A 20,400-nucleotide genomic window follows, 5' to 3' on the forward strand; every position below is an offset into this window, starting at 1 on the left:
TAAATCTCGACTATATTAATAMGGACAAAGATTAGAAAAGTTTCGTAATGGAGGAAAATTTTTCTTTGCTATTTTAATTTTTGGTAGGTATAACGAAAAAACCTAGCATTATTAAAAGCTTTAGATCTGTTCTATTAATTGTTGTAGCTCCTGCTTGGAACGAGGGATGTTGATATTTTCCTGCAATAGCTTCTTTTTTTGCAAAGCTATGACCATTTCAAAAATCCATGGACGTTCAAGATGCGCGCGATGTAACAATTCGTCTTCATAAAACAAGGTGATTGGATCACCGTTATAAATAATTTTTCCAGCCTCCATAACAATGATTAGATCTGCCCATTCATAGGCGAGAGGTATGTCATGGGTTGCTAGTAAAATGGTTCTCTCACCATCATCTAATTTGGCTAAGTATTGTAATACTTGTGTAGCATAATAATTATCAAGACCTGCTGTTGGTTCATCTAACAAAAGGACAGAGGGCTCCATCGCTAAAACACCTGCCATTGCTACACGTTTTTTCTGACCTACGCTTAAAAAATGAATGGGTTTATCAAGCAAATCTTTCACTTCGGTTTGCGCAACGGCCCATGCTATTTTTTCTTCCGTTTTTTCAGTAGACCAGCCGAGATTCAATGGGCCAAATGCTATATCTTGCTTGACGGTCCCTGAAAAAAGCTGATGATCTGCATTCTGAAAAACAATGCCGACTTTTTGGCGTAGGGCCTTTAAAGCTTTTCGACTATATTCCAGATCGTTGCCTTCGAATACAATCGTTCCAGCTGTAGGTTTTAAAATACCGTTAAGATGCTGAAATAAAGTCGATTTTCCTGCGCCATTATGCCCGAGTATGGCGATTTTTTTACCTTTTGGAATGTCTAATGTAATATCTGACAACGCCTTCGTACCATCCGCATAGGCATAAGATAATTGGTTGAGTTTAAAATAAAATGCTGTCATGTAAAATACCCTCCATATACGATGAGGACTAGTAAAATAGCTGCCATGCCTAGCCAATTTTTCTTGCTATAAGAGCCCATCTCTTGCCAGTAGACAGCCTCGCCTCCACGTGATTGCATGGCATTGTTGAGCTCTCGGCTACGCTGAAACATTTCCACAAATAATGCCACAATAAGCATGGAGACAGAGCGTAGCCATTGCATCGGTGAATGATAGCCAAGACGTGCTTGCTGGGCGAGATGTATATTTTGCATGCTTTCTAAAAACATAAAAATAAAACGATAGATTAGTTCGACGAGCTCCACTAATAAAGAGGGAAGTCGCCATTGTCGTAGCACATAACATATTCCTTGTACGGAAGTGGTTAGAATTAAAAAGTATAAACAACTAATGCTACCAAGGACAATAAAGAACAGCTGTTGCGCTGCTAAAACACTTGCATTCCCAATAAAGACAGTCCAATTCCTAAATGTAAACGACCAAATATGGGCAGGGAGTGTATTCGTTGATGATGTAAAGGAAAGTAAAATAGATACGAGACTTGTTAATAAGAAAAAGCTAGGTAGCAATAATAATTTGCCGTAGTATGCAAGCGGAATTTTTGCACCTAAAWTGATAAAAGMACTCATTACAAWAMATGTWATGAGTGAAAGTCGTTCATCTCTCATGWTGAGCGTTATGAGAAGTAGTCCAAGTGAAAATATCATTTTTTCTARCGGATGAACGGACGCTRGCTTATTCAGATAGGCATACTTATCAATGAGTAACATAATGGTTAACCTTCTTTGGGTTTGCCACGCATATAGCCGATGAAGTAGCCAATAAAGCCAGCTCCTATAGCTGCCTGTAGCACGAATAATAAGCTTTCGATTTCACCACTTGGTGGCTCCCATAGACTTTCAAACCATGGTTCATATTCCGCATTGATTTCACCGATAGCTGCTTCTGCTTCTCCATCAGCACCACCAAATTCAGCACCTTTTTGTATGAATAAGGGAATGATGGCTAACAACACAACAATTGCTAATAACAATAAATTTTTTTTCATTTGTTAATGTGCCTCCTTTGTTGAGAAAACACGTAACGTTTTTAATTCGCTAACATTGTATTTTTTCAAGAAATTCATCACAATGACCGTTAAAATTCCTTCACTCAMTGCTAAAGGAATTTGAGTTAAGGCAAAAATACCTGCAAACTTTGTAAAGGATGCCATAAAGCCTCCAACCTCTGAAGGAAAGGCTAGTGCTAGTTGTACAGAAGTCACAATGTAGGTACCTAAATCACCAAGCATAGCTGCAAAGAATATGGCTAGTGAAAATGACAACCCTACTTTTTGAGCCCCTTTAAAGACAAAGTAAGCAATAAAAGGACCAACAATAGCCATAGAAAAGGCATTAGCCCCTAAAGTTGTAATTCCTCCATGAGCTAATAATAAAGATTGAAATAATAAAACGATTGTTCCAATTACACTCATTGCTAGAGGGCCAAAGAGTACTGTCCCAAGTCCTACACCAGTTGGGTGAGAGCAACTACCTGTAACTGAAGGGATTTTTAGGGCGGATAGCACAAAGGCAAAGGCCCCTGAAAGCCCCAAAAGCATTTTTGTTTCAGGATTTTCATCAATGGTTTTTCGAATAGAACGCAATCCTAGAATGATAAATGGGATAGAGATCACCCACCAAAAAATAGCCCATTCGATTGGTAAAAAACCTTCCATGATATGCATGGCAAAGGCACGTTTTGGCACGATTAAAAAGGCCAGTAAAAAATAACTAAGTTTCCACCATGATAATTTCAAAAAGCTTTCCTCCTAACTAATTAATAGATTTTTAGAATATTGCGTGCGTAATTAAAAAAAGCACTTCTCCTTAGGTGGAAAAGTGCATAGCTAAAAAAGCAAATAACAGTCTCATCTGCTAAGCCGCACACCTATCCTCGTAGGTTGAAACGATCACTTATTTTTCGGCAGGTCTCCTGGCTCTAGTTCAATGCTTTATAGGTCTTCCCATCCGTTGGACAGTGACATATTCTATAAAGCTCCCTATTACAGTGGCGGGACCGCGCCGGACTCAAACCGGCTTCCCTTTTAAGCAAAATGACAAGCACTTTGCACCGAAAAACATTCAAATTGTGAGATTTCACGACAAAGTGTAACATGAATTTCCATAAATATGCTATACCTTTTATAAAATTTTTAAAATTAAAGGTCAACGGTGAATATTCTGATAAAAGTTTGTGCGCAAATTATATAGATTTATATAAATTTCATATCTAGTTCCATTCAAAATTGATAAATTTGTCATAAATTTTTAAAGAAATATTGAAATTTTAAAATAATAAGATATGATAAAGACAGTTTTCTATTTAAAATTCTAATAAAAATTTCATATAAAACGTCAATAAGTGCTCGAATAGCTCGAGATAATAGGGAAATTGGTGAAAATCCAATACAGCCCCCGCTACTGTAATAGCTGATGAAATCGCAAAGCCACTGGTACAAACTTGGGAAGGTGCGACAGTAAAATGAAGCTTAAGTCAGGAAACCTGCTTATTTGATTGTGCATGCAAACTTTTCGGAGGGAGAAGTTGAAGCGAAAGCGGGTACCTGTATTTCATTCTATTCGTTTTTATTTGGCTTCTACAAAACCTTTACTCTTCGTTATAGAGTAAAGGTTTTTCTTTTTCCAAAAAGCAAATGAGGGGAGACAGAAGATGACAACTTGGAATTTAGAGGGGATGAAAACACATCTCTTTATTTGCAATGGCAGTAGCTGCATGAAAAAGGATGGGGAGGAAATTACCTTAGCCATTCGAGATGAGATACAACGGCAAGCACTCGATCAGGAAATACATACGACAAGAACGCGCTGTAATGGACGCTGCAAGGATGCTTGTGTGGTAATCGCTTATCCTCAAGGAAACTGGTATCGTGTGCCATCAACAGAGCATGCTAGAACACTAGTACAAGATTTACATCATGAATCCTTATACAACGAACATGTCTTTACACTTCGTGAAGGTACATTACAGCGTACTGCTCAAACAACTGCCATTAAAGGGATCGAAAAGGTGAAAGAGGGGTAACAACATGGCGCAAAAAGGAAAAATTTTCGTAGTAGGCTTTGGACCTGGAGATTTTAAGCATATTACGACACGTGCAGTAGAGGCTTTACAACAAAGTGATATGATTATAGGCTATAAAACCTATGTAGAGCTGATTCAAGATTTAGTAAGTGCAAAATCGATTGTTAGTACAGGCATGACAGAAGAAGTGTCGCGTGCACAGGAAGCCGTTCGTCAAGCCGAAGCAGGGAACATCGTCTCAGTAATTTCGAGTGGTGATGCAGGCGTCTATGGCATGGCAGGATTAGTCTATGAGGTGTTAATTGAGCTAGGCTGGACAGAAGCAACAGGAATTGAAGTTGAAATTGTTCCTGGGATTTCTGCGATTAATTCATGCGCTAGCATACTTGGTGCACCTATTATGCATGATGCTTGTACAATCAGTTTGAGTGACCATCTAACACCTTGGAATTTAATTGCAAAGCGTGTCGAGGCAGCTGCAATGGCGGACTTTGTCATTGCTTTATACAATCCTAAAAGTGGACGTCGAACAAGACAAATTGTCGAGGCTCAACGAATACTCTTAGAATATCGTTCGCCAGACACACCAGTTGGGCTTGTGAAAAGTGCCTATCGAGAACGTCAAGAAGTGACCATGACAACACTAGCAGAAATGCTAGAACATGATATTGGTATGTTGACAACTGTCATTATCGGGAATTCGTCAACATTTTTCTATGACAATAAGATGATTACGCCCCGCGGTTACCAACGTAAATATACCCTGGGTGAAGAGAAACAGCCATTACGTCCACATCAACGTTTACGCGAAGAAAATGAACCTTGRGCAATGAACCAAGAGACAGGAACAGCGCGAAATGACTTTACGGCTGACCCTAATGCAGGGCGCTTTAATAAACCCAGTATAGCCGCTACGCCAAAGCCGAAAAAAACAGCTCTTGAAATGGCTACAGCGGCACTTGCAATGGTAAAAGGGACAAGCGCAGTCAAAGTAACACCGAAGCTTGTACAGCAAAAAATAGAMTCTATTTTTGAATTAGCAGTAAGTCCTGGTGTAGCCAATAAGTTTTTTACTCCCCAGCAAATGATGATGTTAGCGGAGGTCGTTGGGGATGAGGGGACGATGGAATACACACCAGATCAWCAAATTCATTTRAAAATACCAACGACTGCCYCTGAACAGMTCASAGAGAAATTACAGGAAGTAGGGTTTTTATTATCCCCGATTGGTGATGTGTTATCACTGAAGGCTTGTGATTTTTGCTACGGTGAAAAGGCTGATTCAATACCATATGCAGAGGAAATACAAGAAAAACTAGGCGGTATGTCCTTACCGAAGACATTAAATATTGGCTTTAATGGCTGTGGGATGGCCTGTTATCGGGCTGTATTTGATGATATTGGCATCGTCTACCGCAAAAGTAAATTTGATGTCTTTATTGGAGCAAAACCAGTCGGTCGTACAGCACACGCAGCACAGCCTGTTGTAGAAGGGCTGGAGCCTGAGCAGCTGATTCCACTCATTACAGATATTATTGAAGAATATAAAGCAAATGCTCATCCAAATGAACGCTTATTTAAATATTTTAAACGTGTGAAAAAAATACTGCATTTTACGTATCAVGDTATGTCTTCHAAAATAAAAGTAGAGCCAGCTCCGTGCGGCGACTAGTAAGGAGTAGAGAGATGAAAGCTATTTTATTTGTCGGCCATGGGAGCCGTTTAGCAGCAGGAAATGATGAGGTTCGTACATTTATCGAACAAATGACACCGCGTATTGATGAACAATTTTTAGTGGAAACTTGTTTCCTTGAATTTGCTTCACCTAACATCGAAGAAGGTATTACAAACTGTGTGAAAAAGGGAGCTACAGAGGTACATGTAATTCCAATCATTTTACTGCATGCAGGCCATTCAAAGCTGCATATTCCAGCGGAAATCGAGCATGCACGTGAGCATTATCCAACGATTACCTTCACATATGGTCAAACAATTGGTATCCATGATGAAATCTTTGCCATTTTACAAGATCGCCTAGCTGAAATTGGCTTTAATTCAGAACAAGAGCAGGAAKACACAGCGATTTTATTGATTGCACGAGGTGGCAGTGATCCATCTGCTAATGGTGATTTTTATAAAATTACGCGACTCTTATGGGAAAAACTACCYRTRAAATACGTAGAAAGTGCTTTTATGGGTGTCACAGATCCACGAGTTGAAGAAGGAATTGAACGTTGTGTCAAACTAGGTGCAAAAAAAATCATCATGTTACCATACTTTTTATTCACAGGCATTTTGATGGAACGCATGCATGGCATGTGTGAGAAGTTTAATGAACTTTATCCAGATTGTGATATTCAAATTGCTAACTATTTTGGCTACCATGAACGGTTACAAAATAWWYWAWYANAGCRTAWTGAACAGGCAATCAACGGTACATCAACAGGTATGCAAGATCTAGAAGATTATCGCGCCTATGCGGCAGTACATGGACATGCMCATCATCATMACMATCMTGMTCACGATCACGATCATGGACATGCGCATCATCATCATCACGATCACGATCACGATCATGGGCATGACCATGACCATCATCATGAAGAGGAGCCGGTAAAATGATTTTCATGTTAGCAGGGACAAGTGATGCAAGGGATCTAGCCCTTGCATTACAAAGCGCAGGTTATGCGGTAACCGCTACGGTCGTCACTGAATCGGCAGCCTCTAGTCTTGCTGACGTTGGCCTGCCACATTTAATCGGTAGACTGACAGCTGAGGAAATGGCGACCATCATGACAGAGCAGGGCTATCAATTGGTGGTAGATGCTTCTCATCCATTTGCGGAGGAAGCCTCTAAAAATGCGATGGCAGCGGCAGAGCAGGCAAAGATTCCTTATATTCGCTATGAAAGAGCTCATGAACATTATGCCCATCCTTTGATTACTGTTGTAAAGGATTATGAGGAGGCAGCTCAGCTAGCTGCAGAAAAACGCGGTGTCATTATGCTAACGACAGGTAGTAAAACACTCGCTACATTTACAAGGGTTTTACAGGGCTTAGAAAACACAAGAGTAATCGCTCGTATGCTTCCACGACTAGATAATATGGAAAAATGTGAGGCACTTGGCGTGGCGCAGCGAGATATTGTGGCTATTCAAGGTCCGTTTTCAAAGGAATTAAATGAAGCTCTATTTCGTCAATACGGAGTGACGTTGATGATTACCAAAGAAAGCGGTAAAGTGGGCTCAGTTGATGAGAAGCTAGAGGCAGCTCTCGCATGCCAGATTGAAACGATTCTTATTGCACGACCAAATATACAGTACGGCCAACAATATTCAACATTTGAAGAAGTATTACAGGCTGTTGAACATACAATTTAGGAGGCATTTTCCATGGATTTTAAAACAGATTTTAAACCATTAACGGTAGACCCAGATAAAATTTACGATTACAGTTTCTCTATTATTGCAGAGGAAATGGGCGAGCATGACTTCTCAGAAGATGAATGGAAAGTTGTACGTCGCATTATCCATGCATCAGCTGATTTCGAGCTAGGTCGTAGTGTCATCATTACACCAGGTGCTATTGAAGCGGGTATCAAGTCTATTCTTGCAGGACGTCATGTCATTGCAGATGTGCAAATGATTGAAAGTGGCTCTGGTAAAAAGCGTTTCCAAAAACATGGTGGTGATTTGCATTGCTATATTGCGGATGAAGATGTATCAATAGAAGCGAAAAAACAAAATACAACACGTGCCATTATTTCGATGCAAAAGGCATCAAAATTACATGAAGGTGGTATTTATGCCATTGGTAATGCACCAACTGCATTGCTGGAATTGATTCGATTAATTAAAGAAGGGCTAGCAAAACCAGATTTAATTATCGGTATGCCTGTTGGTTTTGTGTCAGCAGCTGAGTCAAAAGAAGAGCTGCTTAAACTAGAAGGGATTCCGTACATTACAAATGTTGGTCGTAAAGGCGGTAGTACAGTGACGGKKGCTGYTTTAAATGCCATCTCMSTTTTAGCGGACGAAMAGGCGAAAAAATAATGGAGCGGAAGCCAAAAAAGGACCCCAAGGACATGCGTCACGGTTATACGACGGGAGCCTGTGCAACTGCTGTATCAAAGGCTGCACTGCTTGCCCTTATTACCAAGGAGGAGCAAGAGACAAGTACGATTCATTTACCTATTGGTCGAGATGCAACCTTTACAATTGAAAAATGCATATTTGAAGAAAATGCTGTCAGCTGTGAAACGATTAAAGATGCTGGTGATGATCCTGATGCGACCCATCAGGCACTCATCGTTGGCACAGTGAGCTGGGCAGATACACCTGGGATTCATTTAGATGGAGGTATTGGCGTCGGGCGTGTCACAAAGCCTGGCCTGCCAGTGCCTGTCGGAGAGGCAGCCATTAATCCTGTACCCCGTAAAATGATTTATAGCACGGTCCAAGGTGTGTTGGACGAATTTCACATTACTCGAGGCGTGAATGTGGTGATTTCTGTACCTAAGGGTGAGGAGATTGCTAAAAAAACGTTAAATGGACGACTCGGTATACTTGGGGGCATCTCAATCTTAGGCACAAGGGGAACCGTCGTGCCTTTTTCGAGTTCTGCTTATATGGCCAGTATTGTCCAAGCCATCAGTGTAGCGAAAGAGKCTGGCTGTGAGCATTTAGTGGTGACAACAGGTGGACGAAGTGAGAAGTTTGCGATGAAACAATACCCACATCTAGCAGAAGAAGCGTTTATTGAAATGGGTGACTTTGTAGGTTTTACATTAAAGCATTGTAAGCGTCTAGGCATCAAACAAGTTTCACTCGTTGGGATGATGGGGAAATTTTCTAAAGTCGCACAAGGAGTCATGATGGTGCATTCCAAAAGTGCACCAATCGATTTTAATTTTTTAGCACAACTGGCAGAGGATATAGGGGCAGATAGAGAAACGATAGCACAAGTTCTGGAGGCAAATACAGCTTCACAAGTGGGTGAGATGATGATGGAGAAGGGCTATGATGCGTTCTTCCATCGTTTATGTGAGGCCTGCTGCTATTCCTCTATCCATCATATTAAGGGCGGTTTAACGCTTTCCACATCGATCTATTCGATGCAGGGACAATTATTAGGAAGGGCTGATGACATTGCATCGATCGATGAAGTTGATTGGGATCGGGGATAACGGATTAGCAAGCTTATTACCCCAATACCTTCAGTGGATTGAAGACTGTGAGGTACTTGTTGGTGGTGAGCGAGTACTTGATTTTTTCCCAGACTTTAGGGGTGAAAAAATCCTGATAAAAGGAGGTCTTTCAACACTTGTTGAAAGATTGTCTGAAGAAACAAGAAATACCGTGATTCTTGCATCTGGAGATCCATTATTTTATGGCGTCGGAGGCTATTTAGCCAAAAAGCTACAAATAGAGGTTTATCCCTATATGAGCTCTGTCCAGCTGGCCTTTGCGAAAATGGGAGAGAGCTGGCAGGATGMTTACGTAACGAGTATTCATGGACGACCAATGAAGGGCTTGGCACAGCGAATTGATGGCAAAAAGAAAGTAGCACTTTTAACAGATGTAGAGAATAGTCCGAATGCTCTTGCTAAATATCTAAAGCATTTTGGTATGACGGAATATCGTGCCTTTGTAGCCGAAAATTTACAGGGCGACAACGAAAAAAGTGGCTGGTACTCGCTCGATGAAATGGAAGTTACTCATTTTTCTCCTTTAAATGTCGTGATTTTAAAACAAACAATAGCACCGAAACGCTACACGCTCGGGATTGATGATGAGGAATTTTCACAACGAAAGCCAGATAAAGGACTTATTACGAAGAAAGAAATTCGAGTTTTAAGTTTGCAAGCCATGCAGCTTCAACGGGATAGCATTATTTGGGATATTGGCACATGTACGGGATCAATGGCCATTGAGGCAGGTAAGCTTGCTCCTGAGGGACAAGTTTTTGCCGTAGAAAAAAATGCCCCTGATTTAGAAAACTGTCTTCAAAACCAACAAAAGTTTCGAGTCGATATAACTGCTATCCATAGTAAAGCACCAGAGGGTTTAGACAACTTTCCAGACCCTGATGCCATTTTCATCGGGGGCACTGGTGGTGAAATGGTTGAGTTACTGCAATTATGCTGTCAGCGTTTAAAGCAAAATGGGCGCATTGTCTTAAATGCGGCGACTATTGAAAATTTATATAAAGCTGTTGAGGCATTTAAAGCTTGTGGTTTTGCTGTTGACATTTTACAGGCTCAGCTGGCACGCAGTAAACCAATTTTAGATATGACACGCTTTGTTCCATTAAATCCAATATACATTATTTCCGCTTATCGAAAGGAAGAAAATCATGAGTAATCTAGGAATTTTATATGGCTTGGGCGTTGGTCCTGGCGATCCAGAATTAATTACAGTAAAGGCATTTCGAGTGATTCAGGAATCACCTGTTATTGCTTACCCAAAAAAGCTAAAAGGCAGTAAAAGCTATGCCCATCGTATTGTAGATGTGTATATTAATCCAGAAGAAAAAGATATGCTTGGTCTTGTATTCCCAATGACGAAAGATGAGGCTGTTCTAGAACGTGAATGGACAAAGTCAGTAGAACTTGTCTACGAAAAATTACAAGCAGGCAAAGATGTAGCCTTTGTTACAGAGGGCGATCCTTTATTGTATAGTACGTTTATTCATATGATGAAGCTAATGCAGGACAAGCATCCAGATGTCGAAATTCGCACGGTACCAGGAATTTCTTCGTTTAATGGCTCTGCATCACGCTTAGGCATTGCGTTAGCGGATGGTGATGATCGTGTTGCGATTATTCCTGCGTATGACAATTACGAAGCTATGCGTGAAGCGATTGAAACACATGATGCTGTTGTTTTTATTAAAGTGGCGAAAGTGATTGATTTAATGCTTGAAGTGCTACGCGATTTAGATTTATTAGATAAAGCATCCGTGGTGACAAAGGTAACATCTGATGAAGAAATCATTTGGGATGTGCGTGAGTTGGATGGTGTCGATTTAGAATATTTAACATTAATGGTGGTGCGTAAATAATGAAAAAAATCTATATTGTCGGCGCTGGTCCTGGTGATCCGGATTTAATTACAGTCAAAGGTTTACATATGTTACAAACAGCGGACGTTGTCATGTATACAGATTCTTTAGTGAGTGAGGACCTTATTGCGAAAGCTAGACCAGATGCGGAGGTCATTCGTACAGCTGGTATGCATTTGGAGGAAATGGTTGCTGTGATGGTGGACCGAGTCAATGCTGGTAAAACAGTGGCACGTATGCATACAGGTGATCCAGCGATGTATGGTGCCATTATGGAGCAAGTTGCGCTATTAAAAAAGGAAGGCATTGGGTATGAAGTCATTCCAGGAGTTAGCTCTGTATTTGCATCGGCCGCTGCAATCGGAGCTGAGCTAACAATTCCTGATCTAACACAAACCCTTATTCTAACACGTGCAGAGGGGCGCACACCTGTACCAGAATTTGAAAAGCTGCGTGATTTAGCGAGCCATCATTGTACAATTGCCTTATWCMTTASTGCAACSCYRACRAAAAAAATTGTCAAAGAGCTACAAAGTGCTGGTTGGGCTGATGACACGCCTGTAGCAGTTATTCAACGAGCTTCATGGCCCGATCAAAAAATCGTACGAACAACTTTAATCGAATTAGATGAAGCGATGCGTGTGAATGGTATTCGTAAGCATGCGATGATTTTAGCGGGCTGGGCATTAGACCCGAACATTCATGATAAAGATCAATATCGTTCGAAGTTATATGATGCAAGCTTTACACACGGCTTTAGAAAAGGTGTGAAGACAAGTGATTGAGTTACAAGAGGGTGTGTTACCAGAGGTTGATCAACGTAATCCTTATGCCGTTGTAGCCATTACGAAGCATGGTGTCCAAATAGGACGTCGTCTGCAGCAAACCTTTGCAGCAAGTGATTTATATTATATGAGTAAATTTGAACAAGGCGATGAAGAAGAAAAGCATATTCAACTATTTACAGGAACAGTGCGCCTGCTATTGCCAACACTATTTAAGCAATATAAAGGGTTGATTTTAATTATTTCACTAGGGGCAGTTGTACGAATGATTGCGCCGATTTTAAAGGATAAAAAGACAGACCCAGGTGTTGTGGTGATTGATGATCGAGGGGAAAATGTTATTAGCGTATTATCAGGGCATTTAGGTGGTGCCAATGAGCTAACACACGAGGTGGCAGCTGCACTTGGTGCAAATCCGATTATTACAACGGCTTCTGATGTACAAAAGACGATTCCAGTTGATTTATTTGGAGCCCGCTTTGGCTGGGTATGGGATAGTGCGGATAAATTGACACCAGTTAGTGCATCTGTTGTAAATGAGGAACATGTAGCCATTGTACAGGAAACAGGCGAACGTGATTGGTGGATGCGTGATACACCGATGCCAGAGCAAATTAAAATCTATCCATCAACACAGGCAGCCATCCAAGCTACTCCCCATGCCACATTATTAATAACAGATCGAATCATTGAACCTGAAGAAGAGGTTCTTCTAGAAAACGGTGTTATTTATCGCCCAAAATCCATTGTGCTAGGAATGGGCTGTAACCGTGGTACATCTTTAGAGGAAATTGAACAAGTAATCGATGAAACCTTGGCAGAGCTAAAGCTTTCGAAAAAAAGTGTGAAAGCCTTATGCACGATTGATTTGAAGAAAGATGAGCAATGTTTCTTAGAGATTACGAAGAAATATGATTGGGAGTTCGTTACGTATACACCGGATGAATTAAATGAAATCGAATTTCCATCACCCTCTGAAACAGTCTTTAAATATACAGGTGCATACGGAGTGAGTGAACCAGCAGCTATGCGCTATGCACAGGTTCCATCACTTCTATTAGAGAAGAAAAAATCGGGTAATGCTACGATTTCAGTTGCTAGATACCTATTTTAAGGAGGAAGTCCATGCAAACAAATCGCTTTGTACTAGCTGGTACGGGTAGTGGTGTAGGCAAAACTACTTTTACCATTGGACTGATGAAGGCACTTCAAAACAAAGGGAACGTGGTGCAGGGCTTTAAATGCGGTCCTGATTATATCGACCCAACCTATCATACAGCTGTAACGGGCAGAGTATCACGTAATATTGATAGCTGGATGTTTTCACACGAAGCAGTCCGTGATATTGTGGCACGTGCAAGTATAGATGCAGATGTATCTATTATTGAAGGTGTGATGGGCTTTTATGACGGTAAAAGCCCTTTATCTGACGCTGGGTCTGCTGCTGATATTAGCGTAGTGACAGAGAGTCCTGTTATTTTAATTGTTAATTGTGCTAGCATGGCGCGTAGCGTAGCAGCAGTTGTGAAAGGCTTCCAATTACTATCAGATAAGCCGAATATCGTTGGTGTTATTGCGAACCAGGTTGGTAGTGTCGGTCATTACGAAATTGCGAAGGCAGCTATTGAACAAGAATGCGGCATACCTGTTATTGGCTACCTAAAGCGTGAGGAAGGGATCGATATCCCGAGTCGTCATTTAGGGTTAGTACCTGCTATTGAAAGAGGAGAGCTAGATTCATTTTTTGATAAACTAGGGAACCTGATTGCGGAAACGATTGATTTGGATCAATTAATACATTTAACAAAGGCTCCTATCTTGCAAGAATCAGGCCATTTATTTAGGGAGGAGCCTTCACGAAATATTTGTATAGCAGTTGCAAGAGATGCAGCTTTTAATTTTTATTATGAAGAAAACTTGGCTTTGTTACGTGCGAAAGGTGCGACACTACAGTTTTTCTCACCGCTTGCGAATGAGCCTGTACCAGCTGAAGCAGATGGCTTGTATATTGGTGGTGGCTTTCCTGAGGAATTTGCAGAGTCACTTGCTACCAATACAGTCGTTAAAGACTCTATTCGTCAAGTCATTGCTGAAGGTCTTCCAACATTAGCTGAGTGTGGGGGCTTTATGTATTTAACAGAGGCCATTACAAATAGCCATGGCGACCGCTATGACATGGTAGGGGTAATTCCTGGAGAAGTGGCGATGCAAACAAAACTAGCAGCACTTGGTTATCGTGAAATTTTTGGCACAGCCGATAATTTCTTAATTGGTGCTGAGGAACAAGCGAAGGGCCATGAGTTCCATTATTCCAAATATAGTGGTTCTCACAATACAGCAGCCTATGAAACAATTGGTCGTTTTGGCAAAAAGAAAGAAGGCTATCAAGAAGGAAATTTAGTGGCTGGCTATACTCATTTCCATTTTGTATCAAACCCAAAGCTAGTTGACAATTGGTTAACAGCTTGTAAGAAGGTGAAAAGTAATGACTAATTATTTTCCTATTCATATCAATCTAGAATATAAAACAGTTGTGATTGTAGGCGGGGGTCACGTGGCAACGCAGAAGGTAGCATCCCTGTTACCAGCAAAGGCAAACATCGTGATTGTCAGTCCAACCTTACATAACACATTACAGTCACTTGCAGAGTCAGGGCAAATTACTTGGAAGCAAAAGGAATTTGAACCTCGTGATTTAGATGACGCCATTCTCATTATCGCTGCAACGAATGTGACAGCAGTTAACGAAGCCGTTCAAGAAGCAGCACAGCATTGGCAATTAATCAACCGAACAGATAAACAAAGTGAAAGTGATTTTATTACGCCTGCTACTGTTCGCCGTGGTCCATTGGTGGTAACTGTTTCGACATCGGGAGCAAGCCCAAGTCTAGCCCGCAAGATTAAAGCAGATTTAGAAGAGCAATTCGATGATGCTTATGATGACTATGTATGCTTTTTACAGCAAGCTCGATTAATGATTGCTGCTAAGTATGATAAAGGTCCACAAAGACGTGCGGCATTACAAGCATTGCTAGAGCCAAACATCCTTGAATGGACACGTCATGGTGAGATCGATCGACGAGAAGCATATTTACAACAACTATTGATGGGAGCAACGCAATGAAGGATGGAATCGTATATATCGTGGGAGCAGGTCCTGGTGATCCGAAGCTCATTACTGTGTATGGACTGGAATGTATTCAAAAGTCTGATGTAATTGCTTATGACCGTCTTGTAAATCCTAAATTGCTTGATTTTGCAAAAAAGGATGCGGAGCTAGTTTATTGTGGCAAATTACCTGGGAAGCATCATCTCATTCAAGAGGAAATAAATGCATTACTCGTTGAAAAAGCACAAGAAGGTAAAATTGTTACACGCCTAAAAGGTGGCGATCCCTTTGTTTTTGGACGTGGCGCGGAGGAAGCTGAAATATTAAAAAATCATGGCATTGCCTATGAAATCGTTCCGGGGATTACAGCAGGAATTGCAGCTCCTGCATACGCAGGAATTCCAGTTACACATAGAGACTTCGCGACAAGCTTTGCCCTTGTAACTGGACATGGTCGTGAAGAAAAAGGACAAGATTTTTTGAATTGGCCCGCTTTAGCTACGGGTATAGATACCGTTGCCTTTTATTTGAGCGTTGGTAATATTGCCTACATTGCTCGCAAATTAATCGAAAATGGACGGAAGGCAACAACGCCAGTAGCGGTCATTGAGTGGGGAACAACTGCTCAGCAACGCACGATTACAGGGCCGCTAGATGAGATAGCCAGCATCATTGAGCGTGAAGGGTACCATAACCCTTCTATGATTGTTGTTGGCGAGGTTGTCAATGTACGGGAAAAAATTCAATGGTTTGAAGAGCAAGGTCTTACCTTTTCATAATCATTTCTTATAAGCGCACAAGGAGGAAGCACTATGACTGTCATTGAAGCATTAAAAAAACGTCGAGCAATTCGTAATTACACGACACAACCAGTAGAGAAAGAAAAAATTGAGCAAATTTTACAGGCAGCAACCTATGCACCAAATGACCGGATGCGTGAGCCCTGGCATTTTTATGTCATTCAAGATGAAGCCATGAAGCGTTATGAAGAAATGGCAAGTGCTTATTTACAAGAACGCTTTCCCACGAAGCCAAATTTAGTGGAAAGTTCATTAAAGGTTGTACAAACAACCCCTGTAGCCATTGTGGTGACAGCTGACATAGTAGAAGGGGACACAGATGCGACAGAAGATAATGTCTTTGCTGTATGTAGTGCCATTATGTCTATGTGGTTGACAGCAGAGGAGCTAGGTCTTGGCTTTGTTTGGCGTACACGTGGTGTTGGCCTCGTACATGATCCTCGTATGCATACGTTTATTGGTGCAAGCGACGCTCAAAAAGTAGTTGGTACAATATTTATTGGCTACCCACAGGAGCAAGAACAAACCGACAAGAAACGAACACCGTTTGCAGAAAAGACAACATGGCTGTAAGGAGGCTATCAGCATGGCAAGAAAAGGCTTGTTTTTAGTATATACAGGTGAAGGTAAGGGCAAAACGACAGCATCTCTTGGCGTTACATTGCGTGCAGTTGGTCGAGGCTTAAATGTGCGTTATCTGCAGTTTATCAAATCCCCAGAACGTACTTATGGAGAGCAAATTGCCCTTCGTAAGCTAGGCGTAGAAATGGAACAAATGGGCATAGGTTTTACATGGACAAAAACACCTGAGGAGCATCGAGCTGCATTAGCCAAGGCTTGGAAAAAAACGAAGGCAGCTCTACAGGATGACAGCATTGATTTATTGGTCCTAGATGAACTCAACAATGCCCTAGCGATCACCAAGTTTCCAATCGATGATGTCCTTCCCCTAGCAGAAGTCATCGAGGCAATCCAACACCGCCCTTCTACAATGCATTTGGTTGTCACAGGACGAAGTGCGAATCCAGCATTACTAGCAATGGCTGATTTAGTGTCAACCATTGAGGCGACAAAGCATTACTATGATGAAGGGATTCCAGCGGTGAAAGGGCTCGAATTTTAAAGCCCTTTACAATTGCTGGAGGAAATACACACGAAGCGAAAACGAATACATGCGTTCTGCCATAGAATAATTACGGAGGAGAGTGACTATGCCAGCAAAATCAATCATGATTCAAGGAACAGCTTCCGATGTTGGAAAAAGTATGATTTGTACTGCACTATGTCGTATATTTTCAGATGATGGACTGAAGGTAGTCCCATTTAAATCACAAAATATGGCTCTTAATTCATTTGTTACAAAGGATGGCGGTGAAATCGGCCGCGCACAAGGGGTACAGGCAGAGGCGGCTCGTGTTGTTGCAACGACAGATATGAACCCTATCTTGCTGAAACCGAAGCAAGATATGATGTCAGAGGTTATCGTTCATGGTAAGCATTTTTTAAATATGGATGCCAAAAGCTACCGCAATAATTTTGTGCAAGAAGCGATGCCAATCGTAGAAAAATCAGTTCGCACGCTTCAACATACATATGATGTTATTGTCCTAGAGGGCGCTGGTAGCCCAGCAGAAATTAACTTAAAGGATCGCGATATTGCGAATATGCGAATGGCTCATTTAGCAGATGCAGCGGTAGTCCTCGTTGCTGATATTGATCGTGGCGGTGTCTTTGCCTCGATTGTTGGTACACTGGCATTGTTAGATGAGGAAGAACGAGCACGTGTTAAGGGATTAATTATCAATAAGTTTAGAGGCATGCGTGAATTACTGGATGATGGTTTGGCATGGGTGGAGCGCGAAACTGGTATTCCGGTACTTGGTGTGATTCCTTATGTCGATGTCAATATTGAAGCAGAGGATTCTCTTGCATTATCGTCACTACGTTTTAAAAAACCAAAGCCAGGCGAATTTGCTGTAGATGTAGCCATGATTCGTTTACCTCGTATTTCAAACTTCACCGATATTGATCCATTTTTCGATGAGCCTGAGGTGGGTGTACGTTTAATTGGTCATGTCAATGAATTAGGTACACCAGATTTACTCATTCTGCCAGGAACGAAAAGTACAATGGATGATTTAGCTTGGCTAAAAGCACAGGGCTTCGATCAAGCCATCACACATTTACGTGAATGCGGTACTAAAATTATTGGCATTTGTGGCGGTTTCCAAATGCTTGGTGAAACATTACTTGATCCAGAAGCAGTGGAGGGGAATGGTGAATCTGCAGATGGTCTTGGGCTATTGCCGATGGAAACCATTTTTGTAGGCAATAAAAAAACGGTGCAAATGACAGGCGTAAGAGGGCAGGACACATTGACAGGCTATGAAATCCATCTAGGGCGTACAAAAATTTTACGTGGTGCGGTATCACCGTTTTTACTATTAGAGGATGGAAGAGAAGATGGTGCGGTTAGTCAAGATGAGCAAGTGATTGGCACATATTTCCACGGCTTGTTCCATAATCGTCCCTTTACCCGCCAACTCGTCAATGAAATACGAGTGAAAAAAGGGCTAGCAGCTTTACCAAGTGATGTGAAAAGTGACGCAGAACGAAGAGAAGATGCCTATAATATGTTAGCCGACCACGTTCGTGCAAATCTTGATATGAAAAAAATATATGAAATATTATCGTTAGAGGTATCTATATGACGAGAAAAGGACCGTTAGCCATTAACTATGAGGCATTATGGCAGGAAGGCATGAAGGACTGGCATGGCAATATGCCTGAACGAATGGTGAATGATCAGCTAGAGGAGCAATTTTGGGCCCAATCAGTGGCACGTAAAAAAGTGGGACAAACAGATCGTTATGCTGCATTGATTTTTCAGGAGCTTCAAAAAAAGATTGAACCTCAGCATTCTGTATTAGAAATTGGTCCTGGGTGGGGCAATTATACATTTCCATTAGCTGATAAAGTAAGGAAGCTCACATGTGTGGATAGCTCTGAAAGCATTTTGCATTACTTACAACAGTGTATGCCGCAGGAGGAGCATGTTTCCTATATTCATGCAAAGTGGGAAAGTTTAGAGCATGATGAGATTGAACCACATGATATCGTCTTGGGCGTGAATTGTTTTTACCGAATGTATGAAATAAAAGCAGCTTTATATCACATGAATCGGCTGGCGAGAAAGCGTGCTATCATTGGGATGACGACAGGTCCCATTCAGCCACACTATGAACAGTTATATGAAAAGTATGGTTATGACATTAAATTTCCGCGCAGAGATTATATCGAGTTTTTGAATCTACTCTATGAAATGGATATTTACGCGGATTGTCAGATTATCCCGCTCGAACGTGTCTATGAATATGAAAGCTATGAACAGCTTGTGACAACGCAGAGTAAAAAAATATTAACGACGAATTTTCAGCGAGCCCATGTAGAAGAATCACTGCTACCTTTTATCGAAGAAAAGGATGGACGTTATTATTATCGTCATGATTTCCATGCAGCGCTTGTTTCATGGCAACCAAAATAATCAAGAAACCTTTGGAGAAACTGTACACCAAAGGTTTTTCTTATGGGAATGGATAAGGTACAATAAAACGATATAAATAAGAAGTGAGGTGGCTTATGTTGCAGCTACATTTTCTAGGGACAGGCGCAGGCATGCCTTCAAAAGAACGAAATACAAGTGCTCTGATGGTAAAGCTATTAGACGAAGTGAGTGAAATGTGGCTATTTGACTGTGGGGAGGCGACACAGCATCAAATCCTTCATACGTCGTTAAAGCCACGGAAAGTGACGAAAATATTTATAACACATTTACATGGGGATCATATTTTTGGACTTCCAGGCTTTTTAAGCTCGCGTTCCTTTCAAGGTGGGGATGAGCCGCTAACGATCTTCGGACCATCTGACTTACAACAGTGGATTGAACAAACATTGGCCCTATCAAAAACCCATTTAACATATCCTTTACGCTTTGTAGAAGTACAAGAAGGCATTATTTTTGAGGATGCTCATTTTATAATTCATGCTAAGGAATTACGCCATGTTGTACCTTGCTATGGGTATCGTATCGAACAAAAGGATTTACCAGGCGAATTATTAATCGACAAAGCACAGGCACTTGGTGTTCCAAAGGGACCTTTACTAGGCCAATTAAAAAATGGCCACGATATTGTACTTGAAAATGGTGATGTGGTGCTTGCGAAAGACGTGGTGGCACCAGCCAAAAAGGGCTTTACATTGTCAGTCTTAGGCGACACGAAATATTGTGAAGAAGCAATCCAATTATCAATGGGCGCTGATATCATTGTCCATGAAGCAACTTTTGATGGTACAACAACAGATTTAGCAGCAAGCTACGGTCATGCAACAAATGTGGAGGCAGCAAAAGTCGCACAGCAAGCTGGAGCACACTATTTATTATTAAATCATTTAAGCGCACGTTTTCTTCCATATGACTTACCTCAATTTTTAGCTGAAGCACAGGGGATTTTTCCGAATACATTCCTAACAGCTGATCAAGCCGTATATACATGGCAACATAATAAATTATTTTGATATAGTTATTAAGTGAGAAACATCTATT

21 protein-coding genes, 1 pseudogene and 2 riboswitches are annotated in these 20,400 nt (G+C 41.2%); of the genes and pseudogenes, 18 read left to right on the forward strand and 4 right to left on the reverse strand.

Features of this window, described 5'->3' with window-relative positions:
• Window positions 1-120 precede the first annotated feature (120 nt).
• The 4 genes from ACHZEU_RS23270 to ACHZEU_RS23285 are packed head-to-tail and all read right to left on the reverse strand — an operon-like array spanning window position 121 to window position 2,755.
• Window positions 121-957 (reverse strand): energy-coupling factor ABC transporter ATP-binding protein, encoded by an 837-nt coding sequence (locus tag ACHZEU_RS23270; RefSeq protein WP_404803813.1) that lies wholly within the window; start codon window positions 955-957, stop codon window positions 121-123.
• Window positions 954-1,727 carry a cobalt ECF transporter T component CbiQ gene (gene cbiQ, locus ACHZEU_RS23275; RefSeq protein WP_404803814.1) on the reverse strand — a complete coding sequence of 258 codons (774 nt, stop codon included), beginning with the start codon at window positions 1,725-1,727 and terminating at the stop codon, window positions 954-956. Before cbiQ ends, ACHZEU_RS23270 begins: the two co-directional genes overlap by 4 nt.
• Window positions 1,728-1,732: 5 nt before the next feature.
• Window positions 1,733-2,005 (reverse strand): energy-coupling factor ABC transporter substrate-binding protein, encoded by a 273-nt coding sequence (locus ACHZEU_RS23280; RefSeq protein ID WP_404803815.1) that lies wholly within the window; start codon window positions 2,003-2,005, stop codon window positions 1,733-1,735.
• A 3-nt stretch (window positions 2,006-2,008) separates the two neighbouring features.
• Complete coding sequence (locus tag ACHZEU_RS23285) at window positions 2,009-2,755, reverse strand: energy-coupling factor ABC transporter permease (RefSeq protein ID WP_404803816.1); 747 nt, start codon at window positions 2,753-2,755, stop codon at window positions 2,009-2,011.
• 148 nt (window positions 2,756-2,903) lie between these two features.
• Window positions 2,904-3,089, reverse strand: a riboswitch (cobalamin riboswitch).
• 252 nt (window positions 3,090-3,341) lie between these two features.
• Window positions 3,342-3,524, forward strand: a riboswitch (cobalamin riboswitch).
• Window positions 3,525-3,669: 145 nt separating this feature from the next.
• Here ACHZEU_RS23285 and ACHZEU_RS23290 point away from each other — a divergent pair.
• The 18 genes and pseudogenes from ACHZEU_RS23290 to rnz all read left to right on the forward strand — a co-directional run bounded on the left by ACHZEU_RS23290 (window position 3,670) and on the right by rnz (window position 20,372).
• Window positions 3,670-4,041 (forward strand): ferredoxin, encoded by a 372-nt coding sequence (locus tag ACHZEU_RS23290; protein ID WP_004231296.1) that lies wholly within the window; start codon window positions 3,670-3,672, stop codon window positions 4,039-4,041.
• A 4-nt stretch (window positions 4,042-4,045) separates the two neighbouring features.
• Entirely contained in the window at window positions 4,046-5,713 is a 1,668-nt protein-coding gene (gene cobJ, locus ACHZEU_RS23295; RefSeq protein ID WP_404803817.1) for a precorrin-3B C(17)-methyltransferase, read from the forward strand.
• A 14-nt stretch (window positions 5,714-5,727) separates the two neighbouring features.
• Window positions 5,728-6,663 (forward strand): annotated as a pseudogene (locus ACHZEU_RS23300) (sirohydrochlorin chelatase).
• A complete protein-coding gene (gene cobK, locus ACHZEU_RS23305; protein ID WP_048392346.1) occupies window positions 6,660-7,421 on the forward strand; it encodes a precorrin-6A reductase in 762 nt (253 codons plus the stop codon). Before ACHZEU_RS23300 ends, cobK begins: the two are co-directional and overlap by 4 nt.
• Window positions 7,422-7,433: 12 nt before the next feature.
• On the forward strand, window positions 7,434-8,093 hold the full coding sequence (locus ACHZEU_RS23310; protein WP_404803818.1) for a precorrin-8X methylmutase: 660 nt from the start codon (window positions 7,434-7,436) through the stop codon (window positions 8,091-8,093).
• A complete protein-coding gene (locus ACHZEU_RS23315; protein ID WP_404803819.1) occupies window positions 8,093-9,226 on the forward strand; it encodes a cobalt-precorrin-5B (C(1))-methyltransferase in 1,134 nt (377 codons plus the stop codon). Before ACHZEU_RS23310 ends, ACHZEU_RS23315 begins: the two co-directional genes overlap by 1 nt.
• Entirely contained in the window at window positions 9,183-10,403 is a 1,221-nt protein-coding gene (gene cbiE / locus ACHZEU_RS23320) for a precorrin-6y C5,15-methyltransferase (decarboxylating) subunit CbiE (protein WP_404803820.1), read from the forward strand. Before ACHZEU_RS23315 ends, cbiE begins: the two co-directional genes overlap by 44 nt.
• Window positions 10,396-11,103 carry a precorrin-2 C(20)-methyltransferase gene (gene cobI, locus ACHZEU_RS23325; RefSeq protein ID WP_004231310.1) on the forward strand — a complete coding sequence of 236 codons (708 nt, stop codon included), beginning with the start codon at window positions 10,396-10,398 and terminating at the stop codon, window positions 11,101-11,103. Before cbiE ends, cobI begins: the two co-directional genes overlap by 8 nt.
• On the forward strand, window positions 11,103-11,888 hold the full coding sequence (gene cobM / locus ACHZEU_RS23330; RefSeq protein WP_404803821.1) for a precorrin-4 C(11)-methyltransferase: 786 nt from the start codon (window positions 11,103-11,105) through the stop codon (window positions 11,886-11,888). The genes cobI and cobM overlap by 1 nt, the downstream gene beginning before the upstream one ends.
• Window positions 11,881-13,002 carry a cobalt-precorrin 5A hydrolase gene (locus tag ACHZEU_RS23335; RefSeq protein ID WP_048392350.1) on the forward strand — a complete coding sequence of 374 codons (1,122 nt, stop codon included), beginning with the start codon at window positions 11,881-11,883 and terminating at the stop codon, window positions 13,000-13,002. The genes cobM and ACHZEU_RS23335 overlap by 8 nt, the downstream gene beginning before the upstream one ends.
• A gap of 11 nt (window positions 13,003-13,013) precedes the next feature.
• A complete protein-coding gene (locus ACHZEU_RS23340) occupies window positions 13,014-14,381 on the forward strand; it encodes a cobyrinate a,c-diamide synthase (protein ID WP_279495404.1) in 1,368 nt (455 codons plus the stop codon).
• Window positions 14,374-15,012, forward strand: a complete 639-nt coding sequence (locus tag ACHZEU_RS23345; protein ID WP_009370253.1) for a bifunctional precorrin-2 dehydrogenase/sirohydrochlorin ferrochelatase — start codon at window positions 14,374-14,376, stop codon at window positions 15,010-15,012. Before ACHZEU_RS23340 ends, ACHZEU_RS23345 begins: the two co-directional genes overlap by 8 nt.
• Window positions 15,009-15,776 (forward strand): uroporphyrinogen-III C-methyltransferase, encoded by a 768-nt coding sequence (cobA, locus tag ACHZEU_RS23350; protein ID WP_404803822.1) that lies wholly within the window; start codon window positions 15,009-15,011, stop codon window positions 15,774-15,776. The genes ACHZEU_RS23345 and cobA overlap by 4 nt, the downstream gene beginning before the upstream one ends.
• Before the next feature lie 33 nt (window positions 15,777-15,809).
• Window positions 15,810-16,370 carry a nitroreductase gene (locus ACHZEU_RS23355; RefSeq protein ID WP_048392353.1) on the forward strand — a complete coding sequence of 187 codons (561 nt, stop codon included), beginning with the start codon at window positions 15,810-15,812 and terminating at the stop codon, window positions 16,368-16,370.
• 13 nt (window positions 16,371-16,383) lie between these two features.
• Complete coding sequence (locus ACHZEU_RS23360; protein ID WP_048392354.1) at window positions 16,384-16,920, forward strand: cob(I)yrinic acid a,c-diamide adenosyltransferase; 537 nt, start codon at window positions 16,384-16,386, stop codon at window positions 16,918-16,920.
• Between the two features lie 88 nt (window positions 16,921-17,008).
• Entirely contained in the window at window positions 17,009-18,508 is a 1,500-nt protein-coding gene (locus tag ACHZEU_RS23365) for a cobyric acid synthase (protein ID WP_279495399.1), read from the forward strand.
• Window positions 18,505-19,341, forward strand: coding sequence for a class I SAM-dependent methyltransferase (locus tag ACHZEU_RS23370; protein WP_279495398.1), 837 nt, complete (start codon window positions 18,505-18,507; stop codon window positions 19,339-19,341). The genes ACHZEU_RS23365 and ACHZEU_RS23370 overlap by 4 nt, the downstream gene beginning before the upstream one ends.
• Before the next feature lie 98 nt (window positions 19,342-19,439).
• Window positions 19,440-20,372, forward strand: coding sequence for a ribonuclease Z (gene rnz / locus ACHZEU_RS23375; RefSeq protein ID WP_279495396.1), 933 nt, complete (start codon window positions 19,440-19,442; stop codon window positions 20,370-20,372).
• Window positions 20,373-20,400 lie beyond the last annotated feature (28 nt).

It is taken from the genome of Lysinibacillus sp. S1, assembly GCF_044986265.1.
GTDB classification, from domain to species: Bacteria; Bacillota; Bacilli; order Bacillales_A; family Planococcaceae; genus Lysinibacillus; species Lysinibacillus capsici.

What these genes read in the sequence shown, in the direction of transcription:
- ACHZEU_RS23270 (WP_404803813.1), bottom strand. Translation starts at nt 957, where the DNA reads ATGACAGCATTTTATTTTAAACTCAACCAATTATCTTATGCCTATGCG.
- ACHZEU_RS23280 (WP_404803815.1), bottom strand. Translation starts at nt 2,005, where the DNA reads ATGAAAAAAAATTTATTGTTATTAGCAATTGTTGTGTTGTTAGCCATC.
- ACHZEU_RS23290 (WP_004231296.1), top strand. Translation starts at nt 3,670, where the DNA reads ATGACAACTTGGAATTTAGAGGGGATGAAAACACATCTCTTTATTTGC.
- cobK (WP_048392346.1), top strand. Translation starts at nt 6,660, where the DNA reads ATGATTTTCATGTTAGCAGGGACAAGTGATGCAAGGGATCTAGCCCTT.
- cobI (WP_004231310.1), top strand. Translation starts at nt 10,396, where the DNA reads ATGAGTAATCTAGGAATTTTATATGGCTTGGGCGTTGGTCCTGGCGAT.
- ACHZEU_RS23340 (WP_279495404.1), top strand. Translation starts at nt 13,014, where the DNA reads ATGCAAACAAATCGCTTTGTACTAGCTGGTACGGGTAGTGGTGTAGGC.
- ACHZEU_RS23345 (WP_009370253.1), top strand. Translation starts at nt 14,374, where the DNA reads ATGACTAATTATTTTCCTATTCATATCAATCTAGAATATAAAACAGTT.
- cobA (WP_404803822.1), top strand. Translation starts at nt 15,009, where the DNA reads ATGAAGGATGGAATCGTATATATCGTGGGAGCAGGTCCTGGTGATCCG.
- ACHZEU_RS23355 (WP_048392353.1), top strand. Translation starts at nt 15,810, where the DNA reads ATGACTGTCATTGAAGCATTAAAAAAACGTCGAGCAATTCGTAATTAC.
- ACHZEU_RS23360 (WP_048392354.1), top strand. Translation starts at nt 16,384, where the DNA reads ATGGCAAGAAAAGGCTTGTTTTTAGTATATACAGGTGAAGGTAAGGGC.
- ACHZEU_RS23365 (WP_279495399.1), top strand. Translation starts at nt 17,009, where the DNA reads ATGCCAGCAAAATCAATCATGATTCAAGGAACAGCTTCCGATGTTGGA.
- ACHZEU_RS23370 (WP_279495398.1), top strand. Translation starts at nt 18,505, where the DNA reads ATGACGAGAAAAGGACCGTTAGCCATTAACTATGAGGCATTATGGCAG.